This window comes from Paenibacillus sp. HJGM_3, from assembly GCF_045062745.1.
Lineage (GTDB): Bacteria > Bacillota > Bacilli > Paenibacillales > NBRC-103111 > Paenibacillus_AA.
In genome coordinates, this window is record NZ_JBJGED010000001.1 from 404,181 (window position 1) to 420,898 (window position 16,718).

At 60.8% G+C, this 16,718-nt stretch carries 16 protein-coding genes and 1 riboswitch; of the genes, 5 read left to right on the plus strand and 11 right to left on the minus strand.

Going from position 1 to position 16,718, the window contains the following annotated elements; genetic code table 11:
* Nucleotides 1-292: 292 nt before the first annotated feature.
* Both ACI5FR_RS01740 and ACI5FR_RS01745 read right to left on the minus strand, forming a co-directional pair.
* Complete coding sequence (locus tag ACI5FR_RS01740) at nt 293-2,539, minus strand: helix-turn-helix domain-containing protein (RefSeq protein WP_405449465.1); 2,247 nt, start codon at nt 2,537-2,539, stop codon at nt 293-295.
* A gap of 184 nt (nt 2,540-2,723) precedes the next feature.
* On the minus strand, nt 2,724-3,500 hold the full coding sequence (locus ACI5FR_RS01745) for an IclR family transcriptional regulator (protein ID WP_405449468.1): 777 nt from the start codon (nt 3,498-3,500) through the stop codon (nt 2,724-2,726).
* A 205-nt stretch (nt 3,501-3,705) separates the two neighbouring features.
* On the opposite strand from ACI5FR_RS01745, the gene ACI5FR_RS01750 reads away from it, so the two are divergent.
* Nucleotides 3,706-4,506 carry an AAC(3) family N-acetyltransferase gene (locus tag ACI5FR_RS01750; RefSeq protein WP_405449471.1) on the plus strand — a complete coding sequence of 267 codons (801 nt, stop codon included), beginning with the start codon at nt 3,706-3,708 and terminating at the stop codon, nt 4,504-4,506.
* Nucleotide 4,507: 1 nt separating this feature from the next.
* On the opposite strand, the gene ACI5FR_RS01755 is transcribed toward ACI5FR_RS01750, so the two are convergent.
* The 8 genes from ACI5FR_RS01755 to ACI5FR_RS01790 all read right to left on the minus strand — a co-directional run bounded on the left by ACI5FR_RS01755 (nt 4,508) and on the right by ACI5FR_RS01790 (nt 11,725).
* Nucleotides 4,508-4,897 carry a RidA family protein gene (locus tag ACI5FR_RS01755; RefSeq protein ID WP_405449474.1) on the minus strand — a complete coding sequence of 130 codons (390 nt, stop codon included), beginning with the start codon at nt 4,895-4,897 and terminating at the stop codon, nt 4,508-4,510.
* Nucleotides 4,898-4,913: 16 nt separating this feature from the next.
* Entirely contained in the window at nt 4,914-5,747 is an 834-nt protein-coding gene (locus ACI5FR_RS01760) for an amidohydrolase family protein (RefSeq protein WP_405449476.1), read from the minus strand.
* 14 nt (nt 5,748-5,761) lie between these two features.
* Complete coding sequence (locus tag ACI5FR_RS01765) at nt 5,762-6,958, minus strand: DUF4432 family protein (RefSeq protein ID WP_405449478.1); 1,197 nt, start codon at nt 6,956-6,958, stop codon at nt 5,762-5,764.
* Nucleotides 6,959-7,064: 106 nt separating this feature from the next.
* On the minus strand, nt 7,065-8,183 hold the full coding sequence (locus ACI5FR_RS01770; RefSeq protein WP_405449481.1) for a mandelate racemase/muconate lactonizing enzyme family protein: 1,119 nt from the start codon (nt 8,181-8,183) through the stop codon (nt 7,065-7,067).
* A 31-nt stretch (nt 8,184-8,214) separates the two neighbouring features.
* On the minus strand, nt 8,215-8,967 hold the full coding sequence (locus tag ACI5FR_RS01775; protein ID WP_405449482.1) for an amidohydrolase family protein: 753 nt from the start codon (nt 8,965-8,967) through the stop codon (nt 8,215-8,217).
* 14 nt (nt 8,968-8,981) lie between these two features.
* Nucleotides 8,982-9,719, minus strand: a complete 738-nt coding sequence (locus tag ACI5FR_RS01780) for an amidohydrolase family protein (protein WP_405449484.1) — start codon at nt 9,717-9,719, stop codon at nt 8,982-8,984.
* Nucleotides 9,716-10,750 (minus strand): Gfo/Idh/MocA family protein, encoded by a 1,035-nt coding sequence (locus ACI5FR_RS01785; protein ID WP_405449487.1) that lies wholly within the window; start codon nt 10,748-10,750, stop codon nt 9,716-9,718. Before ACI5FR_RS01785 ends, ACI5FR_RS01780 begins: the two co-directional genes overlap by 4 nt.
* 45 nt (nt 10,751-10,795) lie before the next feature.
* Complete coding sequence (locus tag ACI5FR_RS01790; protein ID WP_405449490.1) at nt 10,796-11,725, minus strand: U32 family peptidase; 930 nt, start codon at nt 11,723-11,725, stop codon at nt 10,796-10,798.
* Between the two features lie 111 nt (nt 11,726-11,836).
* Here ACI5FR_RS01790 and ACI5FR_RS01795 point away from each other — a divergent pair, with 111 nt between their 5' ends.
* Complete coding sequence (locus tag ACI5FR_RS01795; protein WP_405449492.1) at nt 11,837-12,631, plus strand: creatininase family protein; 795 nt, start codon at nt 11,837-11,839, stop codon at nt 12,629-12,631.
* A gap of 123 nt (nt 12,632-12,754) precedes the next feature.
* A complete protein-coding gene (locus ACI5FR_RS01800) occupies nt 12,755-14,203 on the plus strand; it encodes an aldehyde dehydrogenase family protein (RefSeq protein ID WP_405449495.1) in 1,449 nt (482 codons plus the stop codon).
* Nucleotides 14,204-14,604: 401 nt separating this feature from the next.
* Here ACI5FR_RS01800 and ACI5FR_RS01805 read toward each other — a convergent pair whose 3' ends face one another.
* A complete protein-coding gene (locus ACI5FR_RS01805; RefSeq protein WP_405449497.1) occupies nt 14,605-15,018 on the minus strand; it encodes a hypothetical protein in 414 nt (137 codons plus the stop codon).
* Between the two features lie 113 nt (nt 15,019-15,131).
* A riboswitch (cyclic di-AMP (ydaO/yuaA leader) is annotated at nt 15,132-15,328 on the minus strand.
* A gap of 375 nt (nt 15,329-15,703) precedes the next feature.
* Between ACI5FR_RS01805 and ACI5FR_RS01810 the strand changes: the two genes are divergently transcribed.
* Together ACI5FR_RS01810 and ACI5FR_RS01815 are read left to right on the plus strand one after the other, a co-directional pair.
* The gene (locus ACI5FR_RS01810) at nt 15,704-16,312 is read left to right on the plus strand and encodes a superoxide dismutase (RefSeq protein WP_405449500.1); all 609 of its coding nucleotides are present in this window, start codon (nt 15,704-15,706) and stop codon (nt 16,310-16,312) included.
* Nucleotides 16,313-16,524: 212 nt separating this feature from the next.
* Nucleotides 16,525-16,692, plus strand: coding sequence for a hypothetical protein (locus tag ACI5FR_RS01815; protein WP_405449503.1), 168 nt, complete (start codon nt 16,525-16,527; stop codon nt 16,690-16,692).
* The last annotated feature ends 26 nt before the right edge of the window (nt 16,693-16,718 follow it).

Below are 16,718 nucleotides of genomic sequence, written 5' to 3' on the forward strand. Positions count from 1 at the left end.
AGCTGCCTCCTTTCGTTCTCGCTGCATGCGCTTTCATAACGCCATACTACAGACGAAACCCGGGAGCCGCAAGAAACAAGAATCGTGTCCCCCAACCGTTTTCGCATCGCCAAGCAACCCCACAAAGTGACGTATGCCCTCGGAGCTCGGCGAAGCCCCCTATTACTTTGCGGGGACCCCGTCAAGAAAGCGCGAAGCCCCAGTTAAGCAACCGGGACTTCGGGCAGTCGGGAGGATGGAACCTTCCTATTGGACGAGCATGGCCAACATTTTTCTACTTGCCTAACCGTTTTCACCCGCTCTGTCTGCGTGCCGCCTCCTCGCGGAATTCGCTCGGAGAGCAGCCGACCACTTTCTTGAACACACGGCCGAATGAGATGGCGCTCGTATAGCCGACCTGCTCGGCCACCTCCTGCACCGAAGCTTGTGTCTCCGTCAGCAGCCGCTGGGCATGCTGCAGGCGGACGTCGATCAGGAAGTCGACGAACTTCTGTCCGGTCTCTTCCTTGAACAGCTTACTTACATATTTGGCGTTGATGTTGAACTGTCCGCTCAAATATTCGAGGGAAACGTTAGGGTTCGCAAACTGTTCCTCGATAAATTTCCGCATCTCGCGAATAGTGCCGGAATGGAGACGACTGTCCTGCGCTTCCTGCAAAACGCCGGCCAAGCTCTCCAGGACGTGCAAGGTCTTCTCCCGCATTTCACTTAGGGAATGGCAGTTCTCGATCGTCTCGGTCAACTTCGGCAAGCCCTCCCTCTGCCAGATGTCCAGAAGCTCTTTCGGCATGCCCGCCATTTCCCGCCCCATGTAATAGATGAAATAATTCATCAGATTCATAATTTCGTCCTTTGTGAGCAAGCTCAGCTTCATTTCGCCGAACAGCTCGTCAAACTTGGACGTCCATTCGTCATCGAGCATTTTGAACGACTGCACGATGGAGCGGATCGCATTCAGGTGCGAGAACACTTCCACTTGCCCGTGACTCGCGATGTGCTCACTTGTAATGAGCCGGTTTTCCCCAAGCGCGATTTTATGCTTCAGCGCATTAAGCGCCGCTTTGTACGATTCCCCAATGTCGGATAGATGCGCGACTTGCTTGCCGATGCCGATCGTAACCGTGAACTTCAGATGGTCCTGCGTCCACGCGCGCACATGATCGAACAACTCGAGCATCACGGCGGGATGACGGCTCTCGCTCTCCTCGCCCGCCTCTCCCAGGCCTACAATGACGCTGAGCTGAAACGCGGACGTCCATTCCGCCCACAGCTTCAGCTCGTGCTCCGGACCCAGCTCCTGAATGACGCTGCGGAGGGAAAATTTCAGCAAGTTTTGGTCCCGGGCTGAATATTGGCGGCTGAAATCGTTGTATTTATCCATTTCCACCACTAGCATCACGAGTTCGCCGGGGGCGCCTGAGAACAGAACGTCGCTCGATTCTTCCATCCATTCCTCCGGCGCCAAGTCGACAGTGCCTTCAATGAGCTGGTGAAACAAATACCTCGTCCGCAGATGCATGTCTTCTTTATGTTTTTGCTGATACAGATTGGATTGTTCAATAATCGTTTCAAGCGCGGATTCCAGGAACGAGAACTCATCGCCCCCTTCCTTGGCCGCTCGGCCGGGAAGCGCGGGATGGTTGCCGTGAAGGCGCGCCACCAATTGCTCGAAAGGCCGCGAATGACGTCTGGTCACGAAGACGAGCCATATGAATCCAAGCCCAATCATCGCAATCCCGATCATAAACCAAACGTTGTTCAGCACGGTGACGGCTTGAAAAACTTCGCCTTTGATCAGGCCGCTATGATACGACCATCCCGTATATTCCGATATGGAATTGGAGAACACCCTTGCTTGCGCGTTGGATCCCGAATCGTTAAACAGGGCGTTGCCCGAAGCGTCGAGGATCCGGATGAAGCTGGCTTGCGGGTTGTACAAGTCGGCGATCGTTCTCCGCAAGTAATCGGTCGATACATTGACGACGATCAGCCCTTTCTCGCCCGTGATGAACGGCATCCCCCTCACGAGACTGACCACCGGCTTGCTCCCTTTTACGGAAAACTGCTCGAAGCTCCGCACCCCCGACCACTTCCTGGACCCTTGCGATTCCATGGCTTGCCGAATGAACGGCGCGTCCTTGTAGTTGCCCAGGTGATCGTTCGTCGCATTGCTTAGCACGAAATTGTCTTCGAATCGCACCAAATAAATGGAATCGATGATCGGATAGGCGGAAATCATATCATTCAACTGATTGACCGCACTAATATTTAGGTAGACGTCCTGTTTCGATTCGTTGTTGAAAAAATCAATGAGCCCTTTGTTGTTGATCGTCTCGGTCATCACCCTGTTATCGATGGCTTTCAGCGACGTATCGATCAGGCGCATCGCTTGCTGAGACAGCATTTTATTGGCGCCCAGCGTCTCTTTGCGGATTTGCTCGCTGAGCAGCTGAAAGAACACAAAAAACGTAAACGTGACGACAATAAAAAAGATAGGCATGTAGGAGAGCAGCAGCCGGTTAAACATCGTTTTTCTCATAATCAGCCTCCATGGCGCGAATGACTGGCGAGATGAAAAAGAGACATATTTCGGACAGGCTGCTTCTAGCATATCACAGACTGTTGGGAGATGGGTGTTCTCAGACGCAGCAAAAAAGCCCATCCAAGCCGCTAGGATACGACCTGAATGAGCTGGATGGAGTCGAGCTAGGCAAGCTTGCGGCCTATTGCGCGAAGCCCATCGCCGAGGAGATGCGGTCCGCGGTCTCGACCACGGACGAGGCGAACTCGGGGACCCGCGTCGCCGGGAGCTCGCGGTGCATGGCAATGACGCTGATGGAGGCGACGACCGTCCCGGTATGATCCCGGACCGGGGCGCCGATGCAGCGCACGCCGAGCACCTCCTCCTCGTCGTCGAGTGAGAAGCCGAGCTGCTGGACGGTCTGCAGTGCGGCCTTGAATTCCGCAGGCGAGGCCGCCGCCTTCTCCGTACCGCCGCCCAGGCCGCGGGCGGCGATGATCCGATCGACGTCCGGCTCCGGCAGGAACGCTGCGATCGCTTTGCCCACCGCGGTGAGGTGGACCGGCGCACGCTTGCCGATATACGTATCGAAGCGGACGAAGCCCGTCCCTTCGACCTTTTCCAGATAGATGACATCCGGTCCGTCCAGCTTCGCCAGGTGAACCGGGAAGCCGGTCCGGTCGCGCAGGGCAACCATATGCGGCAGCGCGATCGAACGGATATCGAGCTCGTTCAACACTTGGCAGCCGAGCTGGAACAGCCGGAGCGTGGCCCGGTACCGGCCGTCGGGATTTTTCTCGATGAAGCCGAGCGACTCGAGGTTGTCCAGCAGGACGAAAGCGCTGCTCTTCGCGAGCAACAACTCGGTGCACACATCGCCGAACCGCAGCCCTTGGGGCGTCGCGCTCAGCAGCTCCAATATTTTAAAGGCCCGGTCCACGTTCGGAATCATGCGGGACTTCGTTTCCCTCTTGGTCATGGCACCACCTTCACTCCTGGCACATCATATTTTGGACCGCCGCAACCGTAACCGCAGTCCCGGACGCGGATTATGCATTGTATGAAACGACCGTGGATGCTAAAATGAAACATGTAAAATGTTCTGAATACCAGTTCCGTATACGGAACTATCATCGAGACCGCCACTTATTATAGCATACTTCATCGATCGGGAGGAACTTTCTATGGCCGATCCGCTTCAAAAGCAATCGTTAGTGCAATCGTTTCAAAAGCTGGGGATCTCCCGCGGCGACCGGCTCGTCGTACATAGCGCCCTGCGCTCGCTCGGTCCGGTGGACGGCGGCGCCGATACGGTGCTCGACGCCTTGCTCGAAGTCCTCGGCGAGGAAGGGCTGCTCGTCGTCCCTACGTTCACGTACAACAGCGGGACGTTCGATACGGAACGCTCCCCTAGCCGGACCGGCATTCTGACGGAACGGCTGCGGCTGCGGGCGGGTGCCGTCCGTTCGTTCCACCCGACCCACTCGGTGGCGGCGATCGGCCGCGGGGCGGAGTCGGTGTGCGAGGGCCATCACCGGCTCCCGGGCCTCGGCAAGGATACGCCGCTGGACCGCGTCGCGAAGGCCGGAGGCCGCATCCTGCTGCTCGGCGTCGGCCATACGAGCAACTCTACGGTCCACGTGGGCGAAGCGTACGCCGGCGCGCCGTACGCCGACATCCCGTTCAATCCCGCGTGGCCTACGCGCATCCAGGTGACGGGCGCCGCCGAGCTGACCGTCGACGTCCACGAGCCGCCCGGCTGCAGCCGGGCGTTCGGCGCGATCGAAGCCCGCCTGCGGGCGCGAGGTGCGATCCGGGACATCATGATCGGCGGATCGCTCATCCAGCTGGTGCCTGGGCAGGCGGTCATCGACAGCGCGGTCGAACAGCTCCGGCATGACGCCGCTTCGCTGCTCTGCACGGACCCTGCCTGCTACCGGTGCAGTCAAGCCCGCAAGCGGATCGCCGAGAGTCAAACGTCCTAGATCACTTGGCCGGGCCCTGAGGGGCGTACGCGATCACATCGATCTCCACCAGCGCCTTGGGCAGGAAGCTGCCTACCGTCGTGCGCACCGGCTTCGGATCGGGGAAGTAGCTCTCGTACACCTGGTCGAACTGCCGGAACAGCGTCATGTCCTTCAAATGAACGGTCGATTTCACGACATCGGCCAGCGTAGCGCCGCCTTCCGCCAGGATGGCGGCGATATTCTCGATCGTACGCGCCGTCTGCGCTTCGATGCCTTCGGCCAGCTCCGTCGTCACCGGATCGCGTCCGACTTGCCCCGCCACGAAGATGAAATCCCCGACGCGAAGTCCTTGCGAATACGCGCCTACTTTCGCCGGAGCCCCATCCGTGCGCAATTCCTGCTTGCTCATTTTGACGCCCCCCTTCTTACTCCAAGTTCAATTCCTTCAAAATGTTATTGTTCAGCAGCGCTTCCATATCCGCCGCCGAGAAGCTCGGGAACGGCATCTTCTCCGCATATTCGACCACTTTGCGCAGACCGGCTACGGAATCCTCGAACGTGCAGATCGGGTAGTCGGTGCCGAAGATCAGCTTGCGCCAGACGCCGTACTCTTTGGCCAGCGTGAGGGAGTTGTACAACTGCCACGGCCGGTAGAACAGCGCGGACACGTCGGCGTACACGTTCGGATGCTTGCGGATAACGCTGATCGTCTCGCCTTCCCATGGGTGGCCCATATGCGCGATGATGATCCGCAGGTCGGGAAACGCGAGCGCTACCTCCTCCAGCTGTTCCGGATGCGCCCACTTCATCGGAGCGCGGCGCGGGAACGTCGTCCCGTGATGCGTTAGAATCGGCAACCCCTGGTCCTCGCAATAGCGGTAGATCCGCATCATCCGCTCGTCCAGCGGGTCGTAGGCTTGATAGATCGGACTCGTCTTCAGGCCGCGCATGCCGAGGTTCGTCACGCATTCCCTCAGCTCGTCCAGCGCGTTGTAGTCGTGCGGGTCGACGGACGCGAAGCCGATCAGCTTCTGCGGGTCCCGCTGGCAATACTCCGCCACATATTCGTTCGGGACGTTGAAGCCCAAGTGCCGGCTGCGAAACGCGAGCACGATGCACTTGTCGACATGCTTCATCGCCTCATAATGCTCGTCCGGCGTCGTGCGCTGCACCGGCTTGCCGCGCATTTTGAACCCTTCGGCCAAATACTCGGTGCTGTAATGGTGCGGTTCTCCTAGATGCGTATGGTAATCGATCATCGCTGAGGTCCCTCCTAGTGTGCTGCGTATAGTACATCGCCTTCCCGCGTAATGCGGTGGATCGCCCGCCCGGTCTGGAAAGGAAACGCCACCGCGTTGTACGAGGCGGTCTTGATCTCTCCGGGCGCGACTATGAGCGCCGTTCCGTTCGCGACCGCACCCGCCAAGCCCGGCTGCTCCGGATGCGGCAGGCTGCTGAACGGCTCGAGCCCGAGCGCATACGCCCGGCCGAACCACGGCGCGTTCATGTGGCCGCCGAGCTCCTGCCAGATCCACAGGTACGGCCACAGCTCGAGCGGCCAGCTCAGGCCGAAGCCGAGCCCGAGCCGGCCGTTGCACGCCGCCGCCCAGCCGTCCGCCAGCTCGGCGGCGTACAGCATGTCGCTTGCCCGCTCCTCCCGAGCGGGCAAGCGCCGCAGGTCGACCGGCCGGCCGTCGCGGCCGGGCAGCCAGGGCCACGTCCCGGTCGAATCCGGGACGAACCGCCCCGGCTGGTCGGCCCCGCCGGGGCCGCGCGAGATGCGGCACGCCGGCAGGTGCAGCTCCAGGTCGGGGCCGAGGAACGGCTCGCCGAGCGCCGGGTGCTGGCCCCACATGCAAGGCAGCGCCTGCGGGCTCAAGTTCTCCACGCTCTCCCGGATGCGGAGCGCGCCGCTGCCCTGCGCGAGCCGCAGCTCGCGCTCGAGGCGGAACGGCAGCCGCTGCGTGGTGAGCGTGAGGCGCAGGGCGACCTCCTCGGGGCGGTCCTGCAGCACCTCGTAGTCCCAGGCCATCAAGTCCGCCTCGCCGTGCGTGCCGAGCTCGGCTCCCTTGTAACCGGAGGCGCCCCCGCCCGAAGGGAACACGACCTGCCAGCCGCCGGGGTAGTGATCGATCCAGGCGCCGCGCGAGTTGGCGGAGGTAGGCACCCAGCTCCCCCAGGTGCGCATCCCCCACGGGGACCGGTACATCACGTCGACGTCGAGCGGCTTGTAGCGAAACTCGACGATGCTGCCGCCCTGGTCGAGCAGGAGGGTGACGGCCAGCAGCTCGTTCTCCAGCACGGCCACGCGGTGCCCCTTGTATGTGTAATCGCAGCTGATCCGGGCTTCACGCCCTCTCGGGTGGTACATGCTGTCCACGCCTCCTCTCGGAGTTTCCGCATCTCCGCATCGGTTAGTTAGGGAAAGTAGGGCCATTTTCACTTGAAGGAGCTCGAAAATAGTAAACATGGGCCGCTTAATTGTAAACATTGCCTTACAACGCGACAAACCGACAACGCGGACAGCCATATGGAAGGCAGAAGGAGGCGGGAATCTACCGGACCGGACCGGTAATCTACCGAACCCGGTAATGCTCCACCTTCTCCTCATCCAGCTCCACGCCAAGCCCCGGCCGCTCGAGAGGCCGTGCCGCGCCGCCCTGAATCGGCAGCGGATCGGCGAGCAGCAGGTCGGCGTAGAAGAACGGCCCTAGGATGTCGCACGGGTACTCTTCGGCGCCGATGCCGGGGGTCGCCATCGCGAGATGGATCATAGCCGCGCTCGCTACCCCGAGCTCCAGGTTGCTGCCTACAGTGCACGTGATCCCTGCGGCCTCGGCGACCGCCGCCACCTTGCGGGCCGGTCCGATGCCGCCGCCCTTGCCGACATAGATCGAGAGCACGTCGGCCGCACCGGCCCGCACGAGACCCATCGCGTCCTGCAGCGTGTACAGGCTCTCGTCCGCGATGACCGGCACCGCCACTTGGCTGCGGACGTCCGCCAGCCAAGTCATGTCGAGCGCCGGCACCGGCTGCTCGGCGAAGTAAATGTCCGATTCGGCGAGCCGGCGAATCGTCTGAATCGCTTCCCGCGTCGACGTCCAGCCGCCGTTCGCGTCGACGCCGAGCCGGATGTCGGGCCCGACGGCGTCGCGCACCGCGCGAACCCGCGCCACATCCTTGTCGGGACCGGTGCCGACCTTGACCTTCATTTTGCGGAAGCCTTGCTCCACGGCCCAAGCCCCGATCTCAGCCGCCCGCTCCGGCTCAACGCCGGTAATCGAGAACTTCGTCGGCACGAATTCCCTGACGGGACCGCCGAGCAGCCGATACACCGGAATGCCCGCCACTTTGCCGAGAATGTCCCACAGCGCCATCTCCAGCGCCGCCTTCGTGAACATGTTGTGCGCGATCCGCTTCTGCACCTTTTGCGTCAGCGTCTCGATATTCAGCGGGCTCTCGCCGATGAGGAGCGGCCCCAGGAACTGATGGATAAAGTGGGCCGCGGTCACTTGGTCCTCCCCGCTCCAGCCCGGCGTGCAGCTCACCTCGCCCAGTCCGGTTACGCCTTCATCCGTATGCACCTTCACGAGCAGGAACGGCGACACCAAGTGGCTGCCCCGTCCCGAGCGGATGGCGCGCTCCGGATGAATGGGGACCTGCACGGGGATCGTTTCGATCGATGTAATTTTCATACTCGTACCTCCATGTGGTTGCCGGGAACGGTTAGGCCCGGCCTAACAGCCTCAGTGCATTCGCCCCCAGGATTTGCCGCTTGGCCTTTACCGGAATATCCAGCGCCTCGAACTCGCGGAAGCGATAGTCGACGAACGGCTGCTCCGGCACGTGGAATAGGCCGCCGTCGGTGCCGAACAAGATCTGGTCGAGCGGTACGTTGCCCACGATTTGCTCCATCGCGAACGGCGGCGTCGCGCACATGCACAGATACACGTTGCGGTGCCGCTTCCCAGCTGCGATCGCCTCCGGCCATAGATCGTGCAGCCCTCCATGACCGAGTACGATCTTCAGATTCGGGTGACGGACAGCGAGATGTGCGATTTGCAGCGAAGAGGAATAAGGAGGCGTGCCGTCGTGGAAGAAAAGCGGAATTCCCAGGGCAGCCGCCCGCTCGCACACAGGAGCCATGAAGCTCTCCAGAGGGCTGAAGCCCTGGAGCCAGTTGTGGAATTTGACGCCCCGCATTCCATACCGGGTCACACACCGCTCGACCTCTTCGGCGGCATCGTCCTTGCGCGGGTCTACCGTGCAATAAGCGACGAGCCGGTCGGCATGCGGCGCACACCACTCGGCCAGATAATCGTTGCAGGCATGCGCGTCGTACCAGAACCCGTCGATCGTCAGCATGACGCTGATGTCGATGCCGTGCCGATCCATAAACGCAATATAATCCGCCGCGGAGTAAGGATACGTCCCCTCCCGGCTCCGGGCAGGCTGGTGTACGTGAAAATCGACCTTCATTGTCGTAAGCCTCCTTAACCGCGTCTCGCCTGCAGCAGCTTCTGCAGATTGCCGCCTAGCACGGCCGCGCGCTGTTCCTCCGTCACCTGCAGGTCGCGTACCTTGTCCACTTCCAGCCCCATTCGCGAGACCGGGTGATTGCTGGAAAAGATCATCCGATCCGTGCCGATCACTTGCGTCATGCGGCGCATGCCCCGTTCAGGGAAGTCATGGGCGGTATCACCGAACAGATTGGGAGCCGTCTCGAATGCCGGCATGGCGTCGATCCAGAAATCCGTCTTGCCGTTCTTGCCCATTATGAAAGGAACCTCCGGATACTCAAGCGCCAGCTCCGCCAGCTGCAGAGGCAGCGCATAAGCCGGCGTGCCGGTATGCATGTAGACCGGCACCTGGTAGCGCGCGGCCACCTCGATGAGCGGATGCACGAGGCTCTCCAAAATCATGAACCCTTGCAGAGGCGGATGCAGTTTCACGGCCGCAGCCCCTTCCCCTAGAGCGCGATCGAGCTCGGCTACCGCTGCGTCCCCATACCATGGATTGGCCGTCGCATAAGCAAGGTAGCGCCCTGCATATTGCCGGGTGAGCGCGAGCACCCGGTCGTTGCCTTCGCGGTTATACACCGCCATCTCACGGTCCACCGGGCTGACTAACGCCTGGTCGATGCCGCTGCGGTCCATCTGTTCGATCAATTCGCCGGGATCGACAGAATGGTAGCGTCCCTGGCCTATTTGCACATGCGCATCTATAATCATGCTCGTTCCTCCCGCTCCATCGTGATCGGAGCATCGGCCGCCATCGCATCGGCGATCGCTTGCGTCAGACGCAGGCTCGCGATCCCTTCCCGACTGCCCGGCACGGGCGTCCGCCGCTCGCGGATGCAGGCCAGAAACTTGGCCAGTTGCGCCCGGAAGCAGGACCGGATCCGGTCCTCCGACAGCTGGACCCGCTCCGTAATCGAATCCGTCACCAGAACGGCTTCGGCGTTGCTCCTATCGAGATATGCCATGCCGTTCGGCCCCAAAATCTGATACTCGCCCTTCGGAAAATGCGGCAGGAACCAGCCCACCTCCAGCTTCGCCTGATCCCCGTTGTCGAATGCGATGTTGGCCGAGTTGTAGTTCGGCGACGGAAATTCGGGACGAGTCTTGAGTCCCTGCGCGGTCACCCTTACCGGAGAAGCGCCGGTCAGAAACGCCAGGTGGTCGGCCGCGTGCGCCCCGTCATGCAGGCACGGCGGCCCGTGGCGAAGCGTGTTCAGGATGCGGCCGTAATGCTCCGGATCGCCCTCGGGGTTCCACACCTCATCGAACAGGCTGAGCCGAATCTGCAGCGGTCGGCCGAGACGTCCGGACGCGATCCAGCTCTGCAGCGCGTCCATCAGCGGTCCGTGGCGGTAGGTGAAGCCTACCTGAAGCAGCTGACCGCTCTCGCGTTCTACAGCGGCTACCTCCAGCGCTTTCTCCACCGAAGTCGCCATCGGTTTTTCGCACAGCACGTCCTTGCCTGCCCGCAGAGCCTCCATCGTCAGGGCCGGCGTCACCCAAGGCGGAGTGCAGACGAATACAGCCGCGATCTCGGGATCACTCAGAATTCTCCGATGGTCGGTCGTATAATAGTCGCACCCGCTGATGTCCGCCGCCTTGCGGGCGCGCGCCTCCTCCACATCGCATACCGCGATAAGGCGAGCCTCGCGTTCGGCGATCAATGTCGGCAGATGCTGAGTCATTACTATGTCGCCGCAGCCTAGGATCGCTACGCCGATCGGTGTTCCAGGTTGAGCCATCGGTCGGCCTCCCGTCTTATTTCGAAAGGTTACATAGGAGTTCTGTTAAATATGAGGAATAGCGAGTCCTGCTGCGCCCGGCTTGGACATTACCGCGTCCGGGTAGTACCGTCTCAGAATGTCCAGCCCAAGCGCCGCCCGGCGAACCTTCTCCCGGCATTGCGCGACCGCCATCGCTTCGATGTGTCCGCCGCTAGGGTAGACGCCAGCCGCATTACGCAGGCCGAACTTGATGTAGACCGGCGAGACGACGCGTACGATCTCCGGAATTTCGTAAATCCGGATCTGGCCGCCGAAATCATCGGGCGCTTCCACGTACAAGTCGAGCGGCATCTCCACCGCCTGCCGGATTGCCCCCAGCCGGGAGAGCGACAGCGCCGTCGGCAAGTTATATGTATTAGCGCCCATCGCCTCCATCTGGCGTACGGACGCCGGATTGGCCGCACCCATGGAGACGGATACTTTCACGACGAGGTCGGCCGGCAATTCCCCTGCTTTTTTCATTTCGTTCACCACGAGCAAAAGTCCTTCATCCGCCACCAGGACGCCCCGCACCCCGAGCCGGCAGCCGCGCTTGATATCCTCAATCGCATAGATGAGCTGGTCCATGCCTTCATGGCGAAGCGCCTGACCCTTTCCGGCCGCCGTATGGCTCGCCGCTGTGATGTCCCATGTCGTTCGAGGCCCGACGAACAAGCTCACCTCGACGCCGTTCGCTTTGGCGAGCTGCATCATTTCGCGAATCTCCGCATCGGTCAGCAGCATGATCCCGCTTCCTTGGGAGACGCGGTGAATCGGCACGCCGTATTCCTTCGCCGTCTCGAGCGTGGCCGCAAGCGCATTCGGCCCCTCGACGCTGGGAATTTCGATCCGAACTTGGGCCCCGTCCGGGAACCGCTTCGCGGAAGTAGGCAGATCGTGCGCATCGCCGGTAGGCAAACCCATGCTTTTCAAAAATTGCCGTGTCTCTTGCATCGTGATCCCTCCGAATAAAATTAATTAGTTCCGTATACGGAAATGCACTTCAAATCTTGAATAAGTCAAAGTATAATATAGAGCAAGACCACTGTAAAGGAGATTTCCACCATGACCGCGTCCGCTTCCAGGCCTAGCCGTATCCGCTTTCAAGAGCTGTCGCGCACCGAGATCGAGGAATGGGCGCCGCAGGCGACGGTAGTCGTCCCGGTCGCCGCCGTCGAGCAGCATGGCCCCCACTTGCCGGTGATGGTCGACTCGCTTATCGCGGACACCGTCTCCCTCGCCGCGGCCGAGCTCGCCAGCGTGGACATCCCGGTCCTCGTCACGCCTGTCGTTACGTTCGGCGCTTCTCATCACCATCTGATCTATCCCGGTGCGATGTCTTTGTCTACCGGAACTTTGATTCAAGTGCTGCATGAGTTGTGCGACTCCTTGGTCGCAAGCGGCTTCCGGCACATCTTCCTTCTGAACGCACACGGGGGCAACGAAGAGTGCGTCCGCCTGGCCGCCCGCGAGCTGGCGTTGCGGCATCCGGTCGTCGCCGGCGCCGCCTCCTACTGGACGATCGCTTGGGACGCGATCGTGCAGGAGGGCGAAGCGGCGCAGCTCGGCATCGTCCCCGGTCATGCAGGGGGCTTCGAGACTTCGGTCATGCTCGCCATGCGCCCGGACCTCGTGCGCACCGAGCTGCTGCCGCTGCCGAACAAGCGGCCGCTTCCCGCCGTGCCGCAGGACCCGTCGGCCGGCACGCTCATCCAGCGGCACGGCAGCTGGAGAGCGATCGACGGCTACAGCGACGACGCCGGCGCTGCCAGCGCAGAGCGCGGCCAGCAGCTGCTCGAGCTGATCACGGGCCGGGTAGCGGCGGAGCTCGTCCGGTTTCACCGCACGACGCTGCCTTAGCCTAGGATCGACAGGAATGTCGATTTTATGACAACAGGTTCCATATAGTGAACTCATGTATTCGTGCTTTATCGTGCTTTAGGAAGCAGGCTATCCCAACATTGAGAGGAGCGAACGTTTCATATGTCTACATACCATAACTTGATCGGCGGCCGCTGGACCGCCGCCCGCTCGGGCCGGGTGCGCCCGGACCTGAACCCTAGCCGTACCTCGGAGGTGCTCGCCCACTTCCCTGAGAGCGACCCGCTCGACTTGCAGGATGCCTTGGAGGCCGCCTCGTCCGCGTATCCGAAGTGGCGCAGCATGAGCCTCGTTGCGCGCGGCGACATTTTGTATCGCGCCGCCGAGCTGTTGACCGCTCGCGCCGACGCCATCGGCCGCGATCTGGCGCTCGAAGAGGGCAAGACGTTCCCCGAAGCGAAGGGCGAGACGCTACGCGCCGCCGCGATTCTGCGCTATTACGCCGGGGAAGCACGCCAAGAGACCGGCGAAGTGTATGCAGCGCAAGACCCGACCACGCTGCTCTACACGCGCCGCGAGCCTCTGGGTGTCGTAGGCGTCATCACGCCGTGGAACTTCCCGATCGCCATCCCGGCCTGGAAGATCGCGCCCGCGCTCGTCTACGGCAACGCGGTCGTCTGGAAGCCGGCGGACATTACGCCGTTGACTGCGTTCCACCTGGCGCAGGCACTCGTCGACGCCGGCTTGCCGGAAGGCGTGCTGAACGTCGTCTATGGCCGCGGCTCCGTGCTCGGGCCTGTGCTCACGGAGGACCGCGCCGTGCGCGGCATCTCGTTCACTGGCTCGAACGCCGTCGGCCGGGGCATCGGCATCGCCTGCGCGACGCGCGGGGCGAAGTACCAGCTCGAGATGGGCGGCAAGAACGCCGTCGTCGTGCTGGCCGACGCCGACCTCGAGCTCGCCGTCGAGATGACGATCCGCGGCGCGATGCGCTCCACGGGCCAGAAGTGCACGGCGACGAGCCGCGTCATCGTCGAGGCTCCGCTGCTCGACGCCTTCACCGAGGCGCTCGCCGAGCGCTGCCGCGGGCTGCAGGTCGGCGATCCGCTCGACTCCGCCACGTACATGGGCCCGCTCGCTTCCGCCGACCAGCAAAAGACCGTACTCGACTACATCCGTCTCGGCCAGGAGGAAGGCGCGCGACTCGTCACGGGCGGCGAAGCGCTGGATCCTTCCGGCTACTACGTCGCGCCTACGGTGTTCGCCGGGGTGAACCCGGGGAGCCGCCTTGCGACGGAGGAGATTTTCGGCCCGGTCGTCGCGGTCGTCCCTGCGGCGAGCATGGACGAGGCGCTGCAGCTCGTGAACGGCAGCTCCTTCGGCCTAAGCTCCTCCGTCTTCACGCGCGACCTGGGCAAAGCGCTGCGCTATGTCGAAGAGGTCGAGTGTGGCATCGTGCACGTGAACTCGGAGACGGCCGGCGCCGAGCCGCACGTCCCGTTCGGCGGGATGAAAGAGTCGAGCTCCAACTCCCGGGAGCAGGGTAAGTCGGCTCGAGAGTTTTTCACCCAAGTCAAGACGGTGTATATGGATCGGCCTGCTTCTGTGTAATAAAACGAAAAGGACCTCAAATCCCACTGCTGAGTGGGTTGAGGTCCTTTCCTTTAGCGGACTGACTCGTATAACCTGCATGGCTCTTCTATCTCTTTGTTCCACTATCCCTTCCGCTCAGGACCAGATCTCCGATTCCCCTATATGCTAACCCGTCATCCGCTTCACAGTTTCCAGTCATACTGTTGCCTTCGCTCCCTCGCCCATTCAAGTCGATTTTGCAGAATTAGAGCAGGAGTCGAACAGGTTTGGACACGTGTAATTCGATTTTGCCTGCTTAATGGAGGACAATCCGGGAGCACTACTCTTAAAACATGATCCAATTTGGCAAACTGGAACTAGAGCACGTTCCCGGCTCGCCAGTCCACTTGCAAGTTGGCAAATTCAAACTGGAGCTTTCCCTACTTCTCCCGAATCGATTCCATCAAAAAAGAAACATCGTTTGTATTCGTATGAAGGACGTACGCCGCACCCAAGCTTTTATAGATCAGCCTCGGGTGTACGGAATGGGTGATGACGTAGATCGGGTGGACCGTCCAGGCCCGGCATATCTGAATATAGCGGCAAGTCAGCGTCTGGCTCGTCTCGAACAGGAATACCCGGCCCACCGGAAACTCCGGCAGCAGCCACGTCGTTTGGTCCACGGTGTCGAGCTCGATGCACTCCGTGGCCCCCAGCTCTCGAACTTTGTTCAGCTCGACCCGGTTATTGACGATCACAGCGAACGGAATGCGCGCCCGCAGGAGCTCGCCGACGAAGGCTTCCCCCGCTTTATTCGGCGCTGCCACCACGATGCGCTCTATAGAGGGTTCCATGCTTCCTTGTCTCCTTTATATGAAATCCGGCTTTTTCCTTTTTCAACAACGGACAAAACAAATAACCGCAGAGGCCTAAGCCCTGCAGCCGACGTCGTCGATCACAAGCTTCATCATCCTCTCTCCTGACGCTTACGAGGTTAGCTGCCGGATTCGGGCGGTGAGAGTCGCCCTACCCGATGCTGTGGAGCTTGCGCTCCAACGCATCAGGATTCACCCCATGCCGTGCCTGTCGGCTCTCACACCGATGCACCGCGTATTGGTTCCCCCGCGCCTCTGCGTTCCGCAGAAGCTTCAGCGATTGTCCGATGGCAGGCAGACTGCGCATCAGGAATCTTGAATTGTATCTTACGCCTGCCGGAGCGGCCTGTAAAGATTACACGTCTATTGAAAACGGCATTGCCGGACTTTTCATTTGACCAAACCATGGCGGATCGGGCGCATGCTCTATGCTGCTCGCTATATCTTCTATTTTCATGGATATTTTCAGAAAATGCACGCCCTAGGTTTGAATGTTGCGAAATCGGGGTAATGCATAATAAAAAGCCGGCCAGCCATACTAGTAAACGGTGATTTTTGGCATCCGATACTTTCGAAACATAAATGTTGAAGATGTTGATTTATGGTCCCGAATCAGGGATAATAAGGGAGTACGAGATACATATCTATTAGGAGGGATTCACGAATGGCACATCAATTACCACCGCTTCCTTACGCCAACAACGCACTGGAGCCTCATATCGACGAGCAAACGATGATGATCCACCACGATCGTCACCACAACACTTACGTGACGAACTTGAACGCTGCATTGGAAGGCCATGCGGACCTCCAAGCGAAGAGCATCGAAGACCTGATCGCCGACCTGAACAGCGTACCGGAATCGATCCGTACCGCAGTTCGCAACAATGGCGGCGGCCACGCGAACCACAGCTTGTTCTGGGAAGTTATCGGCCCTAACGGCGGCGGCGCTCCGACAGGCGCGCTGGCGGACGCAATCAACAGCGAGCTGGGCGGCTTCGAGAAGTTCAAGGAAGATTTCGCGAAAGCCGGCACGACTCGCTTCGGCAGCGGCTGGGCTTGGTTGAGCGTGAAGGGCGGCAAGCTCGTCGTCAGCAGCACCCCGAACCAAGACAGCCCGATTATGGAAGGCGCTACGCCAATCCTCGGGATGGACGTGTGGGAGCATGCTTACTACCTGAAATACCAAAACAAGCGCCCGGACTACATCGCTGCGTTCTGGAACGTAGTGAACTGGGCCGAAGTGGGCAAGCGTTACGAAGCGGCTAAGTAAGTGGAAGTTAACGGACGTCCGGTTCCTTTGGGGGACCGGGCGTTTTTTGTGTGCCGTTCAGCACCGCGATCCGCCTCTTCCCGTGCTCCAAGGTAGATTTTCTACTCTACAGCACCGGGACTTATACGCCCGTCTGCTCCCGTCGTACTGTTTCGGCCCCGTCCTGAATATAATGCAGCGAATGCCGATCATGACGGAGGGACGAACCGCCGATGTCCAAAAACAATCGTGGGAAAGCGCTCTGGAAACTGCCCGCTCGGGCCCGAGGCACATGCCCGGTTTGCGGCTCGACACGCATCAAGCTGCTCTACACCCGGACGCAGCAAGACGGCCAGAAGCTGAAGGTGTGCAAAAAGTGCCGGACCCGAGTCAGCGCGTAGCATCCCAAAAAGGCGTTCGAGAGGAG

Coding starts and splice junctions, on each gene's coding strand:
- ACI5FR_RS01780 (WP_405449484.1), bottom strand. CDS start 9,719: ATGATTATAGATGCGCATGTGCAAATAGGCCAGGGACGCTACCATTCT.
- ACI5FR_RS01770 (WP_405449481.1), bottom strand. CDS start 8,183: ATGAAAATTACATCGATCGAAACGATCCCCGTGCAGGTCCCCATTCAT.
- ACI5FR_RS01815 (WP_405449503.1), top strand. CDS start 16,525: ATGTCCAAAAACAATCGTGGGAAAGCGCTCTGGAAACTGCCCGCTCGG.
- ACI5FR_RS01805 (WP_405449497.1), bottom strand. CDS start 15,018: ATGGAACCCTCTATAGAGCGCATCGTGGTGGCAGCGCCGAATAAAGCG.
- ACI5FR_RS01785 (WP_405449487.1), bottom strand. CDS start 10,750: ATGGCTCAACCTGGAACACCGATCGGCGTAGCGATCCTAGGCTGCGGC.
- ACI5FR_RS01740 (WP_405449465.1), bottom strand. CDS start 2,539: ATGAGAAAAACGATGTTTAACCGGCTGCTGCTCTCCTACATGCCTATC.
- ACI5FR_RS01755 (WP_405449474.1), bottom strand. CDS start 4,897: ATGAGCAAGCAGGAATTGCGCACGGATGGGGCTCCGGCGAAAGTAGGC.
- ACI5FR_RS01775 (WP_405449482.1), bottom strand. CDS start 8,967: ATGAAGGTCGATTTTCACGTACACCAGCCTGCCCGGAGCCGGGAGGGG.
- ACI5FR_RS01810 (WP_405449500.1), top strand. CDS start 15,704: ATGGCACATCAATTACCACCGCTTCCTTACGCCAACAACGCACTGGAG.
- ACI5FR_RS01765 (WP_405449478.1), bottom strand. CDS start 6,958: ATGTTTACTATTTTCGAGCTCCTTCAAGTGAAAATGGCCCTACTTTCC.
- ACI5FR_RS01790 (WP_405449490.1), bottom strand. CDS start 11,725: ATGCAAGAGACACGGCAATTTTTGAAAAGCATGGGTTTGCCTACCGGC.
- ACI5FR_RS01750 (WP_405449471.1), top strand. CDS start 3,706: ATGGCCGATCCGCTTCAAAAGCAATCGTTAGTGCAATCGTTTCAAAAG.
- ACI5FR_RS01745 (WP_405449468.1), bottom strand. CDS start 3,500: ATGACCAAGAGGGAAACGAAGTCCCGCATGATTCCGAACGTGGACCGG.
- ACI5FR_RS01795 (WP_405449492.1), top strand. CDS start 11,837: ATGACCGCGTCCGCTTCCAGGCCTAGCCGTATCCGCTTTCAAGAGCTG.
- ACI5FR_RS01800 (WP_405449495.1), top strand. CDS start 12,755: ATGTCTACATACCATAACTTGATCGGCGGCCGCTGGACCGCCGCCCGC.
- ACI5FR_RS01760 (WP_405449476.1), bottom strand. CDS start 5,747: ATGATCGATTACCATACGCATCTAGGAGAACCGCACCATTACAGCACC.